Annotated in this window: 17 protein-coding genes and 1 pseudogene; 12 read left to right on the forward strand and 6 right to left on the reverse strand. The window is 71.6% G+C overall.

Going from position 1 to position 20,588, the window contains the following annotated elements; genetic code table 11:
* Positions 1–269: 269 nt before the first annotated feature.
* Genes ACZ5WG_RS00215 through ACZ5WG_RS00225 form a run of 3 tightly spaced genes read right to left on the reverse strand, consistent with a single transcriptional unit; the run spans position 270 to position 3,741 of the window.
* Complete coding sequence (locus ACZ5WG_RS00215; RefSeq protein ID WP_468719531.1) at positions 270–1,403, reverse strand: acyltransferase family protein; 1,134 nt, start codon at positions 1,401–1,403, stop codon at positions 270–272.
* The gene (locus ACZ5WG_RS00220; RefSeq protein WP_468719532.1) at positions 1,400–2,764 is read right to left on the reverse strand and encodes a polysialyltransferase family glycosyltransferase; all 1,365 of its coding nucleotides are present in this window, start codon (positions 2,762–2,764) and stop codon (positions 1,400–1,402) included. Before ACZ5WG_RS00220 ends, ACZ5WG_RS00215 begins: the two co-directional genes overlap by 4 nt.
* A complete protein-coding gene (locus ACZ5WG_RS00225) occupies positions 2,764–3,741 on the reverse strand; it encodes a glycosyltransferase family 2 protein (RefSeq protein WP_468719534.1) in 978 nt (325 codons plus the stop codon). The genes ACZ5WG_RS00220 and ACZ5WG_RS00225 overlap by 1 nt, the downstream gene beginning before the upstream one ends.
* Positions 3,742–3,917: 176 nt before the next feature.
* On the opposite strand from ACZ5WG_RS00225, the gene ACZ5WG_RS00230 reads away from it, so the two are divergent.
* The 12 genes and pseudogenes from ACZ5WG_RS00230 to ACZ5WG_RS00285 all read left to right on the forward strand — a co-directional run bounded on the left by ACZ5WG_RS00230 (position 3,918) and on the right by ACZ5WG_RS00285 (position 17,439).
* A complete protein-coding gene (locus tag ACZ5WG_RS00230) occupies positions 3,918–5,273 on the forward strand; it encodes a DUF6716 putative glycosyltransferase (RefSeq protein ID WP_468719535.1) in 1,356 nt (451 codons plus the stop codon).
* A gap of 68 nt (positions 5,274–5,341) precedes the next feature.
* Positions 5,342–6,010, forward strand: a pseudogene (locus ACZ5WG_RS00235) (acylneuraminate cytidylyltransferase family protein); the annotation flags it as partial.
* Between the two features lie 47 nt (positions 6,011–6,057).
* Positions 6,058–6,969 (forward strand): N-acetylneuraminate synthase family protein, encoded by a 912-nt coding sequence (locus tag ACZ5WG_RS00240; RefSeq protein WP_468719537.1) that lies wholly within the window; start codon positions 6,058–6,060, stop codon positions 6,967–6,969.
* A 92-nt stretch (positions 6,970–7,061) separates the two neighbouring features.
* Positions 7,062–8,327: a hypothetical protein gene (locus ACZ5WG_RS00245; RefSeq protein ID WP_468719538.1), complete on the forward strand. Its 1,266-nt coding sequence runs from the start codon at positions 7,062–7,064 to the stop codon at positions 8,325–8,327.
* A gap of 137 nt (positions 8,328–8,464) precedes the next feature.
* Positions 8,465–9,709: an amidohydrolase gene (locus ACZ5WG_RS00250; protein ID WP_468720456.1), complete on the forward strand. Its 1,245-nt coding sequence runs from the start codon at positions 8,465–8,467 to the stop codon at positions 9,707–9,709.
* A gap of 218 nt (positions 9,710–9,927) precedes the next feature.
* Complete coding sequence (locus ACZ5WG_RS00255; protein ID WP_468719539.1) at positions 9,928–10,989, forward strand: BMP family lipoprotein; 1,062 nt, start codon at positions 9,928–9,930, stop codon at positions 10,987–10,989.
* 226 nt (positions 10,990–11,215) lie between these two features.
* Positions 11,216–12,871 carry an ABC transporter ATP-binding protein gene (locus ACZ5WG_RS00260; RefSeq protein WP_468720458.1) on the forward strand — a complete coding sequence of 552 codons (1,656 nt, stop codon included), beginning with the start codon at positions 11,216–11,218 and terminating at the stop codon, positions 12,869–12,871.
* Positions 12,868–13,983, forward strand: a complete 1,116-nt coding sequence (locus tag ACZ5WG_RS00265; RefSeq protein WP_468719541.1) for an ABC transporter permease — start codon at positions 12,868–12,870, stop codon at positions 13,981–13,983. The genes ACZ5WG_RS00260 and ACZ5WG_RS00265 overlap by 4 nt, the downstream gene beginning before the upstream one ends.
* On the forward strand, positions 13,980–15,245 hold the full coding sequence (locus ACZ5WG_RS00270; protein ID WP_468719542.1) for an ABC transporter permease: 1,266 nt from the start codon (positions 13,980–13,982) through the stop codon (positions 15,243–15,245). The genes ACZ5WG_RS00265 and ACZ5WG_RS00270 overlap by 4 nt, the downstream gene beginning before the upstream one ends.
* The gene (locus ACZ5WG_RS00275) at positions 15,242–15,631 is read left to right on the forward strand and encodes a cytidine deaminase (protein ID WP_468719544.1); all 390 of its coding nucleotides are present in this window, start codon (positions 15,242–15,244) and stop codon (positions 15,629–15,631) included. Before ACZ5WG_RS00270 ends, ACZ5WG_RS00275 begins: the two co-directional genes overlap by 4 nt.
* A 93-nt stretch (positions 15,632–15,724) precedes the next feature.
* A complete protein-coding gene (locus tag ACZ5WG_RS00280; RefSeq protein ID WP_468719545.1) occupies positions 15,725–17,002 on the forward strand; it encodes a thymidine phosphorylase in 1,278 nt (425 codons plus the stop codon).
* A gap of 110 nt (positions 17,003–17,112) precedes the next feature.
* Positions 17,113–17,439 (forward strand): STAS domain-containing protein, encoded by a 327-nt coding sequence (locus ACZ5WG_RS00285; RefSeq protein ID WP_468720459.1) that lies wholly within the window; start codon positions 17,113–17,115, stop codon positions 17,437–17,439.
* Here the strand turns inward: ACZ5WG_RS00285 and ACZ5WG_RS00290 are convergent.
* The 3 genes from ACZ5WG_RS00290 to ACZ5WG_RS00300 form a co-directional block, all read right to left on the reverse strand.
* On the reverse strand, positions 17,326–18,351 hold the full coding sequence (locus tag ACZ5WG_RS00290) for a sigma-70 family RNA polymerase sigma factor (RefSeq protein ID WP_468719547.1): 1,026 nt from the start codon (positions 18,349–18,351) through the stop codon (positions 17,326–17,328). The two genes, ACZ5WG_RS00285 and ACZ5WG_RS00290, sit on opposite strands and share 114 nt — an antisense overlap.
* Before the next feature lie 94 nt (positions 18,352–18,445).
* Positions 18,446–19,147: a L,D-transpeptidase family protein gene (locus ACZ5WG_RS00295; protein WP_468720461.1), complete on the reverse strand. Its 702-nt coding sequence runs from the start codon at positions 19,145–19,147 to the stop codon at positions 18,446–18,448.
* Between the two features lie 145 nt (positions 19,148–19,292).
* On the reverse strand, positions 19,293–20,576 hold the full coding sequence (locus ACZ5WG_RS00300) for an MFS transporter (protein WP_468719549.1): 1,284 nt from the start codon (positions 20,574–20,576) through the stop codon (positions 19,293–19,295).
* Positions 20,577–20,588: the final 12 nt, after the last annotated feature.

The raw sequence follows: 20,588 nt of genomic DNA on the forward strand, positions 1-20,588 counted from the left end.
CCGGCGCCGCAAGCGGCTCTCGGCCGGGGCCACCTCCGCGGCGGGCGTGCTGTTCCTCGGCTTCGCCGCCAAGCTCGCCGTGAGCTAAGGGCTGTCCCGTAATCCCCGGCGGGCGCACGACGACAGCTACGGCACCTCGCCGCGTTGTCGGAACGCCCGGATACGCCCGGTATGAGGACGCTCCTCCGCCTTGCGGTGCACCGCATCTGACGCCGCGCGCTGATCCACCGGGGATTACGGGACAGCCCTAAGGGCTGTCCGGCCGCCCGTCAGCCGAGGGCTCGGCGCAGCCGCGGGCCCAGCGGGCGTTCCACCCCGCGGTGGACGGCCCAGGCCAGCGCCAGCATGGCCGCCACCGTCAGCGCGAACACCATCCCGGGCGGCAGGCCCGCCCGCCGGTGCAGGGCTGCGATGAGCACCCAGCCGAGGTGCTCGTGGACCAGGTAGAAGGGGTACGTCAGGGCCCCGGCCAGGGGCAGCCACCGCCACCCGGCCCCACCGCCGGCCCGCCCGCAGGCCCGGCCGAGCGCCACCAGGGCCACCGCCGCGAACCCGGCCGTGACCACCGCGATGATCACCACCGCGCTGCGGTACGAGAAGAACCGCGGGTCCGGCGCGTGCCACAGCCCGGCCACCGCATAGTGCTGTCCGAGCAGCCAGCCGGCCACGGCCACCGCCCAGGCGAGCCGGTCCCGCGGGTCCCGGTGCACCAGGTACAGGCCGATGCCGCCGGTGAAGAACGGCGCGTACTCCGGCATCAGGGCTTGGGTCAGGAAGCCCTTCCCGGCGGGGTCGGCCGCGTCCGCGAGGGCCGCCGCCACCGTCCAGCCGGCGCAGAACAGCAGGATCCGGCGGCGGCCCCCGCCCGGCAGGACGACGCAGAGCGCGAAGAGCACGTAGAACCGCAGCTCCGCCCAGAGCGTCCAGCACACCCCGAGGACCCGCTCGGCCCCCAGCGGCTGCTGGAGCATCGTCAGGTTGACCAGGAAGTCCGACGGCGCCGCGCCCCGGGCCGCCACCGCGACCAGGACCAGCGCCACCCAGTACGCGGGGTAGAGCCGGGCCGCGCGGGAGGCGGCGAAGGCGCGCACCGAACGCCCCTCGGCGCTCAGGCAGATCACGAAGCCGCTGATCACGAAGAAGATCTGCACCCCGAGGCAGCCGTACGCCAGCCAGGGCGCGGCGGCGGGGAACAGCTGCCGCGGCGATGCACCCCAGGCGGCGGTGATCTCCCCGCCGCGGCCGCCGTAGTGGTACCCGGCGACCATCAGGGCGGTGAGCAGCCGCAGCCCGTCGAGGGCCCGTAACCGCCCGGCCGCCCCCGCCCCGGCCGCCCCCGACCCCGCCGCCCGCTCCCGGACCCGAGGGGCCGGTACCGCAGCCGCGTCGGCGGTCTCCGTCACCGCGGGCGGGCCGCGCGCAGCCGCCGGAGCCGGCGGACCACGCGGCGGACGGCCGGGCTGTGCGGCAGGAAGGACAGCTGGGCCGGGATGCCGCCGGGCAGCCCGAGGGTGGTCAGCCGGCGGCGTTTGAAGTAGCGCCAGGTGCGGTCGTCCAGATGGGCGGCGAGATAGCGTTCGGCGTCCGTGCGGCGCGGGGCCAGGATCTGCGGCTGCATGGTGAACCCGACCGAGGTGAGCAGCCCGGCCAGCCCGTCCCGGACCTCGTCGGGGCCGGGTGCGCTCCAGCCGGCGACGGCCCCGGCGTCCGCGAGGGAGGGCAGCAGCGCGTCCACCACCGTCAGCGGGATCCGGTTGCTGTTCTGGTACGGGGCGAGGCGGGCCAGTATGGCCTCGGTCCCGGTGCGCGCGACCGGCAGCCCGTACAGGGTGGCGGCGGTCAGCAGGCCGGTGGAGAAGCAGCCGACGACCAGGGCGGGGCGCAGCCGCTGGTAGACGGTCTCGGCCAGGACCGGGGTGGCCATGACGGTGAGGCGGGCGCCGAGCCGCTCGGCCTCGGCCTCGGCGCGGCGGGAGTATGCGGCGGGGGCGCTGGGGTGGGGCTTGAAGACGAGCTCCCGGTGGCCGAGGGCGTGCGCGCCCCGGACCATCTCCACGTGGAGGTCCTCCTCCTCCTGCGGGGAGAGGAGTTCGAGGGCGGAGAGGTACTGGCCCAGCAGCAGCGCCGGCGCCTCGCCGACCCCGTCCAACTCGGGCCCGTACGAGGGGAGTTCGCCGAGCACCTTGAGGAACTCCGGCGTCGGGACCAGCTCGGGCCGTACGTCGAACTCGGTGAGCAGCAGCGGTTCCAGACCCGGCACCAGGTCCAGGTGCAGGACGCGGCGCACGCGCATGCCGAGCTGCGGGTCGAGGCGGAAGCGGGTGGGTCCGTAGCTCATCAGCCCGTCGGCGTAGACGTCGACGGCGGCGCCGGGGAACAGCGTGCACAGGGTCCGGGCGGGCGGGACCTGGATCGACTCCACGATGATCTCGACGCGGTCCTCGCCCAGCCCCCAGACCGCCCGGAGCTGGCGTTCCCACAGGGGGACGTCCTCGGGGCGCGGGGCCCAGGCGCTCGGGTGCTGCGGGGCGATGGCGGCGTTCCAGTCGAGCACCTCGTCGAAGCGGGTGCGCAGCGCGGCGAAGCCCGGCATGTCGGCGAGGCCGGGGGAGACCTCGGCGGTGAGGGCGTGGTTGCTGGTGAGCAGGATGCGGCGGCCGGCCGGCGGGAAGCTGCCCGCGTCGATGCCGGCGGCGAGCGTGGCCATCCCGTAGAGCGTGGAGGCGAGGAAGATCTGGGTGCACGGGGTGCTCTGAGCGGCCATCAGGCAGCAGCTCCCGTTCGTGCGGGGCGGCGGCGCAGCCGGCGCAGCAGGGCGGAGCGGTCGGCGTCCATCGCGTTCAGGGCCTGGTCGAGTACGTCCTGCGGCATGCGTCCGAGAGCGTCCGTGCTCATCGAACGGAGTTTCCTGGCCACGGATGGCTCGAACCTTTCGACGGACCCGATATGGTGCGCGATAATTGCACAATATGTTCGGACGGCTTTCGGAAGAAGAAGATCGCTATCCGGATCCCCGGCCGTATCCGCCAGAACCTGGTCGAATGCCTTGATGAAATCGAGCTGGCGCTCGTCCTTGATCTGCGTCAGCGAGGTCGAGACGCCCCGCCGGTAGAAGATCCCGGGCAGTCCGACCGCCGCGAACGACCCGGCCCCCCGGTGCAGCCGCCAGATCCACGGCCGGTCCTCCGCCGTCCGCAGCCCGTCGGTGAAGTGCAGCAGCCCGCGGTCCAGCAGCCGGCGGTGGTACATGCCGGCCCAGGCGTACGGGTAGTCGACCGAGGTGGCCCGGGAGGCGGGCAGGATCCCGCCCCGCGGATCGCCGACGACCAGCTGCGGACCGTACGGGACGCGCTGCACCGAGCGGGTGCGGCCGGTCACCTGGACATGGTCGTTGCGGACGAAATCGCAGCTCAGAGCCTCTATGACGGCCAGCGTGCGGGCCAGGTGGCCGGGCGCCAGCCAGTCGTCGCCGTCCAGGAACGTCACGTACTCGCCGCGGGCCGCGTCCAGGCCGGTGTTCCGGGCGGTGGCCAGGCCGCCGTTCCGTTCGTGTCTGAGGAGCACCGCCCCGGGCAGCTCGCGCGCCGCCCGCTCCAGGAGTTCGGGTGTCCCGTCCGTCGAACAGTCGTCGACGAGCAGGAACTCGAAATCGTCCCGGGCGTTGAGTTCGAGGCTTTTGAGGGCGTCGGGTGCGTATGTCTGCACGTTGTAGAACGGCACGACAACAGAGAGCTTGAGCACCCGCGAGACATTAAGGCGTCGTCCGGCATTCACCATGGCCCGTATGCGGATTCCATGTGAACGACGCAGGGCGGGCGCGTTAACCCGTGCGGTTTCGCATGACGTAGACGGGTTGTTAACCCGCTGTTGTGCGTTCGTTGGGCCGATCACCGAAATTGCGGAATAGCTTCTGCCGGGTGCCAGCCAGTAATCGTGCCGCCACTCATACTCGTACTGCCCTTCGCGTCGCCGTACTCGCCGATTCCGATACGCGATGGAAATGGGGCGCACTCACCGCCCGCCGCCTCGCGTCGGAGCCGCACCTCACCGGATACCTGCTCCGCGGCCGGGCCACCCCGACCGCGCGCCAGCTGGGCGAGGTGGGCGTCCGCGCCGACCGGCTCTCCGAGGTGACCTGCGCGCAGTTCCTCGCGGAGCTCGAGCGCGAGCGGTACGACGTCGTCGTCCTCGCCCTCGTCGGCGGAGCCGTCCAGGCGGTCCTGCACGGGGTCCGCGCCCTGTGGCCCGAGCCCGCCGCCCGCCCCGTCCTCGTCACCGGGTACGTGGGCGTCGTATACGAGAAGCTCGCCGACGGGCTGCTGCTGCGGCACGGGGCCGACATCGTCCTCGCCAACTCCCGTTACGACGCGGGACGCTTCCGCGCGGTGTACGAGGGCGTCGGAGCGGACGCCGGCGCCGTCACGGAGACGGCACTGCCGTTCCTCGACGGAGCGGCGTATGAAAGGGCCGGCAGTCGCGCCCACACCGTGGTCTTCGCCGTCCAGCCGTCCGTCCCCGAGAGCCGCGCCGACCGCGCGTACCTGCTGGAGCGGGCGGCCCGGCACGCCCGGCTGCACCCGGAGCGCGAGGTGCTGATCAAGCTGCGCAGCCGGCCCGGGGAACACACCACGCACCTGGAGGAGCAGCCCTACCAGCGGCTCGCCGAGCGGATCCCCGGCGGACTGCCCGCCAACTGCCGGCTGGTGTACGGGAACATGGGCGAGGTCCTGGACGGCACGGACCTGCTGGTCACGGTGTCCTCCACGGCCGCCCTGGAGTCCTTGCACCGCGGGATCCCGACGGCCGTCCTCACCGACCTCGGCATCCGCGAGGTGCTCGGCAACCACCACTTCCTCGGCTCGGGCTGCCTGGCGTCCTGGGACCAGCTGGACGCCGGCCTGCTGCCGCAGGGCGACCCCGACTGGCTGGCCGACCAGGGCGTCACCGGCGCCGCGGCCTCCGCAAGGGAATCGGCCGGGGACTCCTTCGCCGCGGCCCGCGCCCGGCTCGACGGGCTGCTGGGCCGCGGGGTGCTCCCGGCCGTCGCCCCCTACTACACGCAGGTCACCGCGCCCGGTTACCTGCCCGGGATCCTGGCCCGGCACCACCTCGCCCCCGACGGGACCCCGCTGCCCGGCGCCGTCCGGGAGGGCGGCGGGGAGTCCCGGCTGCGCCGCTGGCTGCGCTCGCACCTGCGCGATGCGGCCCGCGGGGCGTACCGGCACGGGGTCCAGCGGGTGGCCCCGGTGATCCGCCGGATGGGGGAGCTGTGAGCCCCGCAACGCGTACCGAGGCGAACCCCGCAGCGGACTCCGCCGCGAACCCCGCGAGGCGCCCCCGCGTGCTGGCCGTGATCCCGGCCCGGGGCGGCTCCAAGGGCGTCCCGGGGAAGAACCTCGCCGAGGTGGCCGGAGTCCCGCTCGTCGTCCGGGCCGTCCAGGCCTGCCGGGGCGCCGCCACCGTCACCGACGTCGTGGTCTCCACCGACGCCGGGCCCATCGCCGAAGCCGCCCGTACCGCAGGGGCCGACGCGATCCGCCGGCCCGCGGCGATCTCCGGGGACACCGCGAGCAGCGAAGCCGCCGTGCTGCACGCGCTCGACGCCTTCGAGGAACTGCACTCCCTCACCGTGGACGTCGTCCTCCTCGTCCAGTGCACCAGCCCCTTCCTGACCTCCTCCGACGTCGAGTCGGTCGCCGCCGCCGTCGCCTCCGGCGCGGCCGACTCGGCCCTGACCGTCGCCCCCTTCCACGGCTTCCTCTGGCGGGAGGCGGCCGACGGCGCCGGCAGCGGCGTCAACCACGACAAGGCCGTACGCCCCCGTCGCCAGGACCGGCCCCAGGACCTGCTGGAGACCGGCGCCGCCTACGCCATGGACGCCGCCGGCTTCCGCACGGTCCGGCACCGCTTCTTCGGGCGCACCCTCCCCGTCGCCACCGACCCGGCACGGGTCCTGGAGATCGACGACCCGCACGACCTGGCCCGCGCCCGCCTCCTCGCCCCCCTGTTCACACCCCCTCTGCACCCCCACGCACCGAACGAAGGACCTGAGCTGCCATGACCGTCGCCACCCCCAACTCCCGCCTGCGCACCTTCGGCTCGCGCACCGCCGGCCCCGGCCGCCCCGTCTACGTCGTCGGCGAGATCGGCATCAACCACAACGGCGACCTCGGCAACGCGTTCGCCCTCATCGACGCCGCCGCCGAAGCGGGCTGCGACGCCGTGAAGTTCCAGAAGCGCACCCCGGAGATCTGCACCCCGCGCGACCAGTGGGACATCGAGCGCGACACCCCCTGGGGCCGCATGACGTACATCGACTACCGCCACCGCGTGGAGTTCGGCGAGGCCGAGTACCGCTCCATCGACGAGCACTGCGCCAAGCGCGGCATCGAATGGTTCGCCTCCCCGTGGGACACCGAGGCCGTCGCCTTCCTGGAGAAGTTCGACGTCCCCGCCCACAAGGTGGCCTCCGCCTCCCTCACCGACGACGAGCTGCTGCGCGCCCTGCGTGCCACCGGCCGTACCGTCGTCCTCTCCACCGGCATGTCCACCCCGAAGCAGATCCGGCACGCGGTGGAGGTGCTCGGCAGCGACAACATCCTGCTCTGCCACGCCACTTCGACGTACCCGGCCAAGGCGGAGGAGCTCAACCTGCGGGTGATCAACACCCTGCAGGAGGAGTACCCCAACGTCCCGATCGGCTACTCCGGCCACGAGACGGGCCTGCAGACCACCCTCGCGGCCGTCGCCCTCGGCGCCACCTTCGTCGAGCGGCACATCACCCTCGACCGCGCCATGTGGGGCTCCGACCAGGCCGCCTCCGTGGAGCCGGGCGGCCTCGCCCGCCTGGTCCGCGACATCCGCACCATCGAGACCGCCCTCGGCGACGGCGTCAAGCGCGTCTACGACTCCGAGCTCGGCCCGATGAAGAAGCTCCGCCGGGTCCAGGGCGAACTCGCCTCGGTCTGAGCAGCGGCCTTCCGGCCCTTCGGCTCTCCGCCGTCCCGCCCGGTGTCCGTCCGGTACGACGCTCCGCCCCCGCCCCTGACGAGGAGTACGTGGTGACCCCCTCAGCCTCCACCCTGGCTTTCGTCGAGAGTCCGGTCCAGCTCCTGAACGTGCTGGAGTGGGCGTACGCCGAAGCCGAGTCCACACCGGGCGGTGCCCCGCTGCTCGACGGCGTCCCCCGCCAGCCGGGCCCGATCGCCTCCCGCGGACCTGAAGAGGACGGCTCTCCCCGCCCCGCCCTCGGCCGGCCGCGCCGGTTCACCGCCCCGAGCCCGGCCTCGGAAACCGAACGGCCTGCGGTCGGCCTCGGCGTCGGGTCCCGTTCGGCGAGCGCAGCGTCCTGGCTGCGGATCGTCGTACTGCCCCCCACCGACCCCATGTCCCGCGGCCAGCTGCGCCGGATGGCGGGCCTCGCGCGGGACGAGGGGTACGAGGTCGCCTGGCAGGAGGCCCGCGGCGGCCGGCTCGCGCCCTTCAAGGCGCTCGCCGCGCTCGCCCGGGACGTGCGCGCGGCCCGCCGGGTCGTCGTCGGCGACCCCTTCTCCCGGTACGTCCAGCTCCTGCTCACCCTCGTACGGGCCGAGGAACTCGTCGTGGTCGACGACGGGACCGCCACCATGGAGTTCGTCGCCCAGACCGGACGCGGCGAGCGCCTCGTGCGCTGGCACCGGGTCGGCGGCGGAGGCCTGCCTGGCCGCGTCCGCGAGCTCGCGTACGCGCCGGTCTCGGCCACCGCCCGGCGCCGCTTCACCCCGGCCGCGGGCAAGGGGCGCCGCGTCGAGGTGTTCAGCTCGATGCCGGTCACCGTCCACGGCGCGATGACGCTGCGGGTCAACGAGTTCGCCTGGACCCGCTCCCGGTTCGGCCCGCCGCGCCTGACCAAGGGCACCGACCTCGTCGGCACCTCCCTCGTGGAGACCGGCGTGGTCGACCCGGCCCGCTACCTGGACGCCGTACGCGCCCTGACCCTGGAGCACGGGGCCACCCGCTACTTCGCCCACCGCCGCGAGTCCGCGGAGAAGCTGCGCGCGCTCAGCGAGGCGACCGGGCTCGAGATCGTCCGCCCGGACCTGCCGCTGGAGCTGATCGCCCGGCGCGGACCCGTCGGCCGTACGATCGTCAGCTTTCCGTCCACCGTCGTCCACACCCTCCCGTACGCGCTGACCGGTACCGGTGTGACCGTCGCCGTATGCGATGTCGACCCGGCCTGGCTCACCGGCTCCGCCTCGCCGCGGGCCCGCAGCTTCCTCGCCGGGGTCACCGAGACCGCCCGTGATGTGCACAGACTCCCTGCCCAGACGGCCTCTGCAGCCGGATGAGCGCGCGAGTTTACCCCCGGGTGCATCCGGTCATGCGTCCAGAGGTCTGGTTTTTTTCCCCTAACGGCATGAACTTTTGGTGATCTCCGGCCAGTTGAGCCATTCGTGGGCCTACCCTTCAACGGGTGAACCAGTTGATGTCCCGCGAGTCCCAGACCGCCCTGCCCGGCACGCCCGACCGGCCCGAGCTGCCCGGCAAGCTTCCGGACCACCTGCGTGCCGAACTGATCGCCTTCCGCCGGGACTTGCACATGCACCCCGAGCTAGGACACCAGGAGTTCCGCACCACGGCGGCGATCAAGGCCCGGCTGGAGAAAGCCGGCCTGAGCCCCCGCGTGCTGAAGTCCGGAACCGGCCTGATCTGTGACGTGGGCACCTGGGACGGGGGCCGGCCGATGCTGGCCCTCCGCGCGGACATCGACGCCCTGCCCATTCCGGACACCAAGACCCACGTCGCGTACCGCTCGACCTTCCCCGACCGCGCCCACGCCTGCGGCCACGACGTGCACACCGCGGTCGTCCTCGGCGCGGGCCTGGTCCTCGCAGACCTCGACCGGCAGGGCCTGCTGCCCCGCCCCGTGCGGCTGCTGTTCCAGCCCGCCGAGGAGGTGCTGCCCGGCGGAGCCACCGACGCCATCGAGTCCGGTGTCCTGGACGGTGTGGGCCGGATCGTCGCGGTGCACTGCGACCCGCGGGTCGACGCGGGGAAGATCGGACTGCGGACCGGCGCCATCACCTCCGCCTGCGACCGGCTGGAGCTCACGCTGGCCGGCCCGGGCGGGCACACCGCCCGCCCGCACCTGACCACCGACCTGGTCACGGCCGCCGCCCGGGTCGCCGTCGACCTGCCTGCCGTACTGTCCCGCCGGATGGACGCCCGCTCGGGCATGTCGATCACCTGGGGCCGGATCGAGGCCGGGCACGCCTGCAACGTGATCCCGATGCACGCCGAGCTGTCCGGGACCATCCGCTGCCTGGACATCAACGCCTGGCACGAGGCGCCCGACCAGATCCACGCCGCGATCGACGAGATCGCGACGATGCACCGCGCCAAGTCGGAGATCACCTACGTGCGCGGGGTGCCGCCGGTCGTCAACGACCCGGTGGTCACCGAGCTGCTGCGCGAGTCGATGGCGGCCCGGCTCGGCAAGGAGTCCGTCGAGGACACCGAGCAGAGCCTCGGCGGCGAGGACTTCTCCTGGTACCTCGAGCACGTGCCCGGAGCCATGGCCCGGCTCGGCGTGCACACCCCCGGCGCGAGCGCCAAGAGGGACCTGCACCGGGGCGACTTCGACGTGGACGAGTCCGCGATCGGCGTCGGCGTGGAGTTCTTCACGGCCGCCGCACTGCTCGACGGCCGGCGTTCGAGGTCGATCGGGTAAAAATTCCTACAACATCTGAGCGCCTGCCGTCACACCTGTCCAGCCCTTGTTACACAAGGGCTGGAGGTCCGGGCAGTCACCGATCGGTCACTGTCCGATTCGCGACGATCCGATAACGACTCATGAACGGCCCTTTAACTGACATCTACGCGCGTTACGATCGCCGCGAAACCAGCGCCGGTCGTGGCGCTTCGGTCAGGTTTTGAAGGAGCCTCCCCTTGCGCCGGATCACCAGGATCGCCACCGTGGGCATCGCGTCCGCGGCGCTGGCCCTCTCGGCCACCGCCTGTGGCGGAAAGAAGTCGTCCGACACCGCCGCCTCCCCCTCGGAGTCGGGTGGTGCCAAGTCCGCCGCCATCGCCTACGACATCGGCGGCCGCGGTGACCAGTCGTTCAACGACGCCGCGTTCGCGGGTCTGGACAAGGCTGAGAAGGAACTGAAGATCAAGGGCGCCGAGGCGGAGCCCACCGAAGGCGAGAGCGAGGCCGACAAGGTCCAGCGCCTCACCGAGCTGGCGCGCAAGGGCAACAACCCGGTCATCGGCGTCGGCTTCTCGTACGCCCCGGCCATCAAGAAGGTCGCCCCGAAGTTCCCGAACACCACGTTCGCGATCATCGACGACACCTCGGTGACCGACAAGAACATCGCGAACCTGGTCTTCAACGAGGAGCAGGGCTCCTACCTGGCCGGCGTCGCCGCCGCCAAGGCCTCCAAGACCGGCACGGTCGGCTTCATCGGCGGTGTCGAGGTTCCGCTGATCAAGAAGTTCGAGGCGGGCTTCACCCAGGGCGTCAAGGACACCAACCCCAACGCCAAGGTGCTGTCGACCTACCTGACCCAGCCGCCGGACTTCTCCGGTTTCGCCAAGCCTGACCTGGGCAAGGCCGCCGCCAAGGGCCAGCTCGACAACGGCGCCGACGTGATCTACTCCGCCGCCGGTCTCGCCGGCTCCGGTGCGATCGAGGCCACCTCCACCGCCGGCAAGTGGGCCATCGGTGTCGACTCGGACCAGTACAACCAGGCCGGTCTGGCCAAGTACAAGGACCACATCCTGACCTCGGTCACCAAGGACGTGTCCGGCGCGGTCTACAACGTGATCAAGTCCGTTGCGGACGGCAAGCCGGAGAACGGCGAGGTCCGCTACGGCCTCGACAAGAACGGCGTGGGCCTGGCCGACTCCAACCCGGAGTACAAGAAGATGGCCGAGGTGACCGCCGCCGTCGAGAAGGCGAAGGCCGACATCATCGCCAAGAAGATCAACGTCAAGACCGCCCCGTAAGGCCGTCCCAGACGTGAAGTAGATGGTCCCGGGGCCCGGGAAGCGGTCTCCACCGCTCCCGGGCCCCGAACCGCATTCCGTGATCCTTGTGGCCAGTTGGCCGCAAGTTTTCACTTTCGACAGTGCTACGCGCGTAGAGGCATCGTGGACGCGATACCTTCTCTCCCCGCCCTGTCCCCCCTGCCTCCAGGCTTTCCAGCTCCTTCCGCGCCAAGGAGAGTGCGTCATCAACGCGTCCAGCCCCCCTGCCGTAGAACTGCACGGCATCACCAAGCGTTTCCCCGGCGTCGTCGCCAACAAGGACATCGCCATCACCGTCCGCAAGGGCACGGTCCACGCCCTGATCGGTGAGAACGGTGCCGGCAAGTCGACCCTGATGAAGATCCTCTACGGCATGCAGAAGCCGGACGAGGGCACCATCGCCATCGACGGGGAGCAGGTCTCCTTCAACAACCCGGGCGAGGCCATCGCCCGCGGCATCGGCATGGTGCACCAGCACTTCATGCTCGCCGACAACCTCACCGTCCTGGAGAACGTCGTTCTCGGCGGCGAGAAGCTGTACGGCATCGGCGGCAAGGCCCGCAAGAAGATCCTGGAGATCTCGGACGCGTACGGCCTCGGCGTGCGACCCGACGCCCTGGTCGAGGACCTCGGCGTCGCCGACCGGCAGCGCGTGGAGATCCTCAAGGTCCTCTACCGCGGCGCCCGCACCCTCATCCTCGACGAGCCCACCGCCGTGCTCGTGCCGCAGGAGGTCGACGCACTCTTCGACAACCTGCGGGAGCTCAAGGCCGAGGGCCTGACCGTCATCTTCATCTCGCACAAGCTGGGCGAGGTCCTCAAGGTCGCCGACGACATCACCGTCATCCGCCGCGGCACCACCGTCGGCACCGCCGACCCGAAGTCCGCGACGACCAAGCAGCTCGCCGAGCTCATGGTCGGCAGCGAGCTGCCCTCGCCGGAGACCCGCGAGTCGACGGTCACGGACGTCCCGATGCTGGTCGTCGAGAGCCTGACCCTCGCCGCGTCCGACGCCGCCGTCGTCGAGCCGGAGACCATGGCCCCGACGGACCCGGAGGACTCCTACCTCCACGAGCACGTCGAAACCGGCCGGCTCCTGCTCGACGACATCAACTTCACCATCCACAAGGGCGAGATCCTCGGCATCGCGGGTGTCGAGGGCAACGGCCAGACGGAGCTCATCGAAGCCCTGATGGGCATGAACTCCGCCGACTCGGGCGTGATCACCCTTGACGGCCGCGACATCACGAAGTCGCCGGTGCGCAAGCGCCGCGAGGGCGGCATCGGGTACATCCCCGAGGACCGCCACCGCCACGGCCTGCTGCTGGAGTCCTCGCTCTGGGAGAACCGCATCCTCGGCCACGTCACCGAGGCGCCCAACTCCAAGAAGGGCATCCTCGACCCGAAGGCCGCCCGCAAGGACACCGAGCGGATCGTGCGCGAGTACGACGTGCGCACGCCCGGCATCGACGTGACCGCGGCCTCCCTCTCCGGCGGCAACCAGCAGAAGCTGATCGTCGGCCGCGAGATGAGCCACAACCCGAAGTTCCTCATCGCCGCCCACCCCACCCGTGGCGTGGACGTCGGCGCGCAGGCGCAGATCTGGGACGCGATCCGCGAGGCCCGCCGCGAGGGCCTGGCCGTGCTCCTGATCTCCGCCGACCTGGACGAGCTGATCGGCCTGTCCGACACCCTGCGCGTCATCTACCGCGGCCGCCTGGTCGCGGACGCCGACCCGGCGACCATCACGCCGGAGGAACTCGGCACCGCCATGACGGGTGCCGCGCGCGGCCACCTGGACGTATCCGACAACCACTCCGCCGATGCCGACGGTGACACGACGGAGGACGAGGCACGATGAAGAAATTCGACAAGGACCGGCTGCTCCTCGCTGCCGCCGGCCCGGTGCTCGCGCTGGTCAGCGCCTTCCTGCTGACCATGATCGTGCTGGCCGCCTCGGGCGTGGACCCGATCGAGCCGCTGCGCATCATGGTCGAGCAGGCCAGTTACGAAGACGTCCAGGTCCTGATCATCAACCAGGCCGGCATCTACTACCTGGCAGCCCTGGCCGTGGCCATCGGCTTCCGGATGAACCTCTTCAACATCGGTGTGGACGGCCAGTACCGCCTCGCCGCGATGATCTCGGCCGTCGTCGGTACCGCGGTCACGCTGCCGGGTCCGCTGCACATCCTGCTGATCGTGGCCGTGGCCATGCTCACCGGCGCCTTCTGGGCCGGCATCGCGGGCATCCTCAAGGCCAAGCGCGGTGTGAGCGAGGTCGTCTCCACGATCATGCTCAACGCCATCGCGACCGCCGTGATCGCCTGGCTGATCCTGCCCAAGAACCTGGGCGTGCAGCCGGCCGGCTCCAACGACCTGACCACCGGCGAGATCGCCGAGTCGGGCTGGTTCCCGTCCTTGACCATGGGTGACGGCCTGGAGGTCTACGGATTCACCTTCGTGGCCTTCGCCCTCGGCATCGTCTACTGGTTCGTCCTCAACCGGACCCGGTTCGGCTTCGACCTGCGCGCCACCGGCGCCAGCGAGTCCGCCGCCCAGGCCTCCGGCGTCGACGCCAAGAAGATGATCATGACGTCGATGCTCATCTCGGGCGCGGTCGCCGGCCTCACCGGCATGCCGCTGCTGCTCGGCGAGTCCCACACGTACAACCTGTCCTTCCCGCTGGGCGTCGGCTTCACCGGCATCACCATCGCGCTGCTGGGCCGCAACAACCCGCTCGGCATCTTCTTCTCCGCCCTCCTGATCGCCTTCATCGACAAGGCGTCCGCCGGTCTCGACCAGAACGGCTACGCCAAGGAGATCGGCACGATCATGCAGGGCCTGATCGTGATCGCGGTCGTCGTCAGCTACGAGCTCGTCCGCCGCTACGGCATCCGCCGCCAGCAGCAGAAGGTCGGCGAGGAGCTGGCCGCCGGCCACGCCATCAAGACCGACAAGGAGGTTGCGGCGTGAGCACCAGCACCGTTTCCGCGACGAGCGCCGCGCCCAAGAAGAACGGCGGCCGCCGCAAGCTCACCCTGCCCTGGATCCTGCTGATCATCGCGGGCGGTCTCGCCCTGATCTCGCTGGTCCGGGTCATCTCCGGCGCCAATGACCTGACCTCCGTCGGCCAGGTCTCCGGTGCCCTCCAGCTCGCAGTGCCGATCGCCATGGCCGGCCTCGGCGGCCTGTGGGCCGAGCGCGCGGGCGTCGTCAACATCGGCCTCGAAGGCATGATGATCCTCGGCACCTGGTTCGGCGCCTGGGCCGGCTACCAGTGGGGCCCGTGGACCGGCGTCGCGATGGGCATCGCCGGCGGCGCCATCGGCGGCCTGCTGCACGCGATCATCACGGTCACGTTCAACGTCAACCACATCGTCTCCGGTGTGGCGGTCAACATCCTGGCCATCGGCTTCACCCAGTACCTGTCGAACTTCACCTTCGACAAGGCCCCGGGCGGCTCCTCCAAGCAGTCCCCGCGCATCGACCCGATCACCGAGATCACCATCCCAGGACTGTCTGACGGGTTGGCCACGCTCCAGGGCAAGCACTGGTTCCTGATCTCGGACCTCGCCGGCATCCTCGGCGGTCTCGTCACCAACCTGTCGCTGCTGACCGTCGTGGCGATCCTGCTGATCCCCGCCACCTGGTGGGTGCTGTGGCGCACCTCCTTCGGCCTGCGGCTGCGCTCCTGCGGTGAGAACCCGATCGCCGCCGAGTCCCTGGGCGTCAACGTCTACAAGTACAAGTACATCGCCGTGGTCGTCTCCGGTGCGATGGCCGGCCTGGGCGGCGCGTTCCTCGCGATCGTCTCCACCGGCATCTACCAGGAGGGCCAGACCGGCGGCCGCGGCTACATCGGTCTCGCCGCGATGATCTTCGGTAACTGGATGCCGGGCGGCATGGCCCTCGGCTCGGGCCTGTTCGGCTTCACCTACAGCCTGAAGCTGCGCGGCGGCGCCGAGAACGTCCACGCGATGCTGCTGCTCCTCGCGATCCTGCTCGTGGTGGCCGTCGCCTGGCAGCTTTACAAGAAGAAGCACGTCCAGGCCGCCATCGCGGCCGCGTGCGCCGCCGGCCTGTTCCTCTGGTACGCGCTGACCGACGCGGTGCCGAGCCAGTTCGTGGACGCGGCCCCGTACGTCACCACGCTCCTGGTGCTCGCGCTCTCCGCGCAGCGGCTGCGGATGCCGAAGGCGGACGGCATGCCCTACCGCAAGGGCCAGGGCAAGTGACCGACGTGGACTGGGAAGCCCTGCGGGCCGCCGCCCGGGAGGCCATGTCCAGGGCGTACGCCCCGTACTCCGGCTTCCCGGTCGGTGTCGCCGCCCTCGTGGACGACGGCCGCACCGTGGTCGGCTGCAACGTGGAGAACGCCAGCTACGGGCTCGGCCTGTGCGCCGAGTGCGGGCTGGTCTCCGCTCTCCAGGCCACGGGCGGCGGCCGCCTGACGCACTTCACGTGTGTGGACGGCAAGGGCGAGAGCCTCGTCCCGTGCGGGCGCTGCCGCCAGCTGCTCTTCGAGTTCGGTGGGCCGGAACTGCTGGTGGAGACCCCGAAGGGGATCGTTCCGCTGGCCGAGATGCTGCCCCAGGCCTTCGGGCCGGACCACCTGAGATAGCCGTGCCGACGGCCCTTCGCCCCCTGGGTGAAGGGCCGTCGCCCTTCCGTCTTTCTTTCCCCTCATCTCTATGCGCGTAGAAGGAAGCACCACATGGACGTCATCTCCGTCATCCGCACCAAGCGGGACCGCGGCGAGCTGAGCCCCGAGCAGATCGACTGGGTCATCGACGCGTACACGCGCGGTGTCGTCGCCGACGAGCAGATGTCGGCGCTCGCGATGGCCATCCTGCTGAACGGCATGAACCGGTCCGAGATCAAGCGCTGGACCGCCGCGATGATCGCCTCGGGCGAGCGGATGAACTTCGACTCCCTGTCCCGCCCCACCGCCGACAAGCACTCCACGGGCGGCGTCGGCGACAAGATCACCCTCCCGCTGGCCCCGCTCGTCGCCGCGTGCGGCGCGGCCGTGCCGCAGCTGTCGGGCCGCGGCCTCGGCCACACCGGCGGCACCCTGGACAAGCTGGAGTCGATCCCCGGCTGGCGCGCGCTGCTCTCCAACGAGGAGATGATGCACGTCCTCGACACCACCGGCGCGGTCATCTGCGCGGCGGGCGACGGCCTGGCCCCCGCCGACAAGAAGCTGTACGCGCTGCGCGACGTGACGGGCACCGTCGAGGCCATCCCGCTGATCGCCTCCTCGATCATGTCGAAGAAGATCGCCGAGGGCACCGGCTCGCTCGTCCTCGACGTGAAGGTCGGCACCGGCGCGTTCATGAAGAACATCGAGGACGCGCGCGAGCTCGCCTCGACGATGGTGGCCCTCGGTACGGACAGCGGCGTCAAGACGATCGCCCTGCTCACCGACATGTCCACCCCGCTCGGCCTGACGGCCGGCAACGCGCTGGAGATCCGCGAGTCGGTCGAGGTCCTGGCCGGCGGCGGCCCCTCCGACGTGGTCGAGCTGACCCTGGCGCTGGCCCGCGAGATGCTGGACGCGGCGGGCATCAAGGACGCCGACCCGGCCAAGGCGCTGGCCGACGGCTCGGCGATGGACGTCTGGCGCCGGATGATCGCGGCCCAGGGCGGCGACCCGGACGCGGCCCTCCCGGTGGCCCGCGAGCAGCACGTCGTCACCGCCCCCGAGTCGGGCGTGCTGACCCGCCTGGACGCGTACGGCGTCGGCGTCGGCGCCTGGCGCCTGGGCGCCGGCCGTGCGCGCAAGGAGGACCCGGTGCAGGCGGGCGCCGGCATCGAGCTGCACGCCAAGCCCGGCGACACCGTGGTGGCCGGCCAGCCGCTGATGACGCTCCACACGGACACCCCGGAGAAGTTCGACTACGCCCTGGCCTCCCTGGAGGGCACGTACGACATCGCCCCGGCCGGCACGGCGTTCTCCGCCACGCCGATCGTCCTGGACCGCATCGCCTGATCCCCACCCCCCCGACGCGTCGGCGCGGCCTCCCGTCCGGGGCCGCGCCGACGTCCTTTCGCGTACCGATGAGTTCGGGCGGGCCCGGCAGTCACCCCTGCGTGGAGATCATGCGACTCGTACTGCCCGGGCCCCGACCGACCGCGCACGACGTGGACGGGCTGTGCGCCCGCCTCGTCCGGCTGTACGAGGGCGGGGCCACCGCGGTGGTGTGCGACGCCACCGCCGTCACCGCTGCGGACCTGGGCACCGTCGAAGCGCTGGCCCGGCTGCGGCTCGCCGCCGGGGGCCGGCCGTTCCGGGTGACCGGCGCCGGGAGCCGGCTACGCGCCCTGCTGGACCTCGTCGGACTCCTCGAGCTGCTCGGGGAGGCCGAAGAGGGGGAACCAGCGGTCGGTGTCCAGGAAGGCGTTGAGCCCGACGATCTTGCCGTCTGAGATCTCCAGGACCTGCAGCGCCCACGGCACGTGCCCCGGCTTCCCGTCCTCCCGGGGCCGGTACTGGCCGAAGGCCGGCAGGCCGTTCGCCGTGGTCGGGACCAGCCGGGAGCCCTTGCACCCGATGCCCTGGTTCAGATGCCACGCCGCGATGTCCGCATGCCCCTGCAGCCACAGGTCGAACGGCGGCATCGACAGCACCGCGTCCTCGTGCAGCAGGGTGGTCAGCCGCGAGATGTCGTAGGCCTCGAAGGCCGAGAGGTACTGCTCCAGCAGCTTCACCTGCTCCGCGTCCAGCGGGTCCGCCGCCTCGCTCTCGCGCATGCGGGTGGCGGACATCGTGGCCCGGGCCCGCTGCAGGGCGCTGTTGACCGAGGCCACCGTGGTCTCCAGCAGCGCCGCGACCTCGTCCGCCTTCCACGCCAGCACCTCGCGCAGGATGAGCACCGCCCGCTGCTTCGCCGGCAGGTGCTGCAGCGCCGCCACGAACGCGAGGCGTACGGATTCCTTCGCCAGCGCCATCTCCGCCGGATCGGCGGTCTGCGGCAGCACCCGCCCGTCCGGGACCGGCTCCAGCCACGTCGTCTCGGGCGACTGGCTCAGCACCGCGGACGCCTGGTGCTGCGGGGCGCTGAGGTCCATCGGGCGGGCCCGCTTGTTCCCCGCGCTCAGCAGGTCCAGACAGACGTTGGTGGCGATCCGGTACAGCCACGAGCGCAGCGAGGAGCGGCCCTCGAACTTCCCGAAACTGCGCCAAGCGCGGACGTACGTGTCCTGCACCGCGTCCTCGGCGTCGAAGGAGGAGCCGAGCATGCGGTAGCAGTAGCCGGTGAGCTCGACCCGGTAGCGGTCCATCGCCGCATCCAGGTCGGAGTCGGCGGCGGTTCCGGTGCCGGTCGCGAGGTCACTCATGGCTGTCGTCCCCCAGTAGATCCGATACCTCGAAAACTACCGGAGGGGTCTGACAACGGCAGCCGGAAAGCCCTGGCTGAGCGGCCTCGGCCGCTCAGGTACCGGGCTTGCGGCCGTACACGTATACGTCGTCGCCCTTGACCAGCAGGTTCCAGTACGCCTTCGCGTCCGCGGCCCGCATGTTCACGCAGCCGCCGGACCCCGGCGGGTTCCACATGCTCTTCTCGACGGAGTGGAAGGCGATCCCGCCGTCGAAGAACTGCGCGTACGGCATCGCCACGTCGTAGATCGTCGACCAGTGGTCGATGTTGCGGTAGTAGATCTGCTTCAGCCCGGTCCGGGTCTCGGTGCCGTCCTTCCCGGTGCGGACCGGCACCGGGCCGTACTTCAGCGTGGCGCCGTCCTGGACCCAGCTGAGCTGGCGGGTCAGGTCGACGCACGCGATCCGGCCCAGGTTCACCGGGCACTTCCCCTCCTTGTTCGGCGTCGTGCCCGCCGCCCGCTGCGCCAGCATGGTGCTCATCGTCTGCCAGGTCAGCGGCCCGGCGTACCCCGCGGTCGGGGTGATGCCGTGCTTCGCCTGGAACGCCTTGACCGCCTGGCAGTCGGCCGCGGACTGCCACCCGTCGACCGGCCGCCCCAGGAACTGCTCCACCTGCCGCTGGTACGGCCCCGTGGTCACGTTGCACGAGCCGGCGGCCTGCGCCGACCCGCCCCCGCCGACCACCAGCGGGGCCGCGAGCGCCACCGCCCCGCAGACCACCGCCGCCGCACGTCGCCCCGTACGCATCCGCATGGATTTCACGTCGGACTCCCTCCCGCCACCCTCATCCCTTCCCGGCGGGGAGGTACAACGCGCCGGAGCCCGGGGCGGCTTGCGCCTCCGGGCTCCGTAATTCCGCTCGTACCGATGCCGTACGGGCGATCCGCGCGCGGCCGTATCAGCGTGCGGCCGCCAGCGAGGTGAGGCGGCGCTCCGCGCGGGCCGCGTGCGAGCCGTACAGGGTGATCGACACGACGCCGAGCACGGCCAGCAGCGCGATGCCCACCGTGGCCGCCCAGCCCGCCGAGTGGTAGGCGAGCGCGCCGAGCGTGCCGCCCGCGCTGGAGCCCAGGTAGTACGCCGACTGGTACAGCGCCGAGGCCTGCGCGCGGCCCGACGTCGCGGTCCGGCTCACCGCGGCGGACGCCACCGCGTGACCCGCGAAGAAACCGGCGGTGATCAGGACCAGGCCGACCAGGATCGCGGCGAGCGAGTCCGCCAGGGACAGCAGCAGGCCCAGCGCGGTCGTGGTCACCGCCAGGTACAGCGCGCCGCGCCGCCCCGTCCGGGCCACCAGCTGCCCGGCAGCGGCCGAGGAGACCGTACCGACCAGGTAGATCAGGAAGATCGAGCCGATCACGCCCTGCCCCAGGGAGAACGGCTCGTCGACCAGCCGGTAGCCGATGACGGTGTACACGGCGCCGAAGACGGTCATGAACAGCGCGCCGATCCCGTACAGCCGCATCAGCAGCGGGTCGCGCAGATGGCCGGCGACGGTACGGCCGACCGCGCGCGGGTTCAGCGAGGCGGGGCGGAAGAACCGGGCCCGGGGGAGCAGCACCAGGAAGGCCGCCGCGCAGGCCAGGGACATCAGACCGACGGCCAGCAGCCCGCCCCGCCAGCCCCACACCTGGGCCGCCCAGCCGGTGACGAGGCGGCCGCTCATGCCGCCGATGGAATTGCCCGCCACGAACAGGCCGATCGCACCCACCAGCGCCTTCGGCTTGACCTCCTCCGCCAGGTACGCCATCGCGGAGGCCGGGATGCCGGCGATCGCCGCGCCCTGGACGGCGCGCAGCGCCACCAGCCACTCCAGGTTCGGCGCGAACGGCACGAGGAGCCCGACGCCGACGGCGACCAGCATGGAGACCGTCATCATCCGGGTCCGCCCGAAGCGCTCGGAGAGCGCGCTGAGCGGCAGGACGAACAGGGCGAGTGCGCCGGTGGCCGCGGACACGGTCCAGCTGGCCTGACCCGCCGTCACCCCGAACCCGTCGGAGATCGCGGGCAGCAGCGCCTGGGTGGAGTAGAGGAGGGCGAACGTCGCGAGTCCGGCGGCGAAGAGCGCGAGGCTCATGCGGCGGTAGCCGGGGCGGCCGGGGGAGCGGGGTTCCGGTGCGGCAGGGGACGACGGGGTGGAGGCACCCGTGGTGACGGGCGCCCCGGTATGAACGGGAGGCATGCAACGACCGTA

The organism is Streptomyces sp. NPDC032745, assembly GCF_055579465.1.

Bases quoted from the DNA above. Each gene is read 5' to 3' on its own strand.
- ACZ5WG_RS00240 (WP_468719537.1), top strand. From the start codon at position 6,058: ATGACCGTCGCCACCCCCAACTCCCGCCTGCGCACCTTCGGCTCGCGC.
- ACZ5WG_RS00295 (WP_468720461.1), bottom strand. From the start codon at position 19,147: ATGCGGATGCGTACGGGGCGACGTGCGGCGGCGGTGGTCTGCGGGGCG.
- ACZ5WG_RS00280 (WP_468719545.1), top strand. From the start codon at position 15,725: ATGGACGTCATCTCCGTCATCCGCACCAAGCGGGACCGCGGCGAGCTG.
- ACZ5WG_RS00250 (WP_468720456.1), top strand. From the start codon at position 8,465: ATGTCCCGCGAGTCCCAGACCGCCCTGCCCGGCACGCCCGACCGGCCC.
- ACZ5WG_RS00220 (WP_468719532.1), bottom strand. From the start codon at position 2,764: ATGGCCGCTCAGAGCACCCCGTGCACCCAGATCTTCCTCGCCTCCACG.
- ACZ5WG_RS00300 (WP_468719549.1), bottom strand. From the start codon at position 20,576: ATGCCTCCCGTTCATACCGGGGCGCCCGTCACCACGGGTGCCTCCACC.
- ACZ5WG_RS00285 (WP_468720459.1), top strand. From the start codon at position 17,113: ATGCGACTCGTACTGCCCGGGCCCCGACCGACCGCGCACGACGTGGAC.
- ACZ5WG_RS00290 (WP_468719547.1), bottom strand. From the start codon at position 18,351: ATGAGTGACCTCGCGACCGGCACCGGAACCGCCGCCGACTCCGACCTG.
- ACZ5WG_RS00265 (WP_468719541.1), top strand. From the start codon at position 12,868: ATGAAGAAATTCGACAAGGACCGGCTGCTCCTCGCTGCCGCCGGCCCG.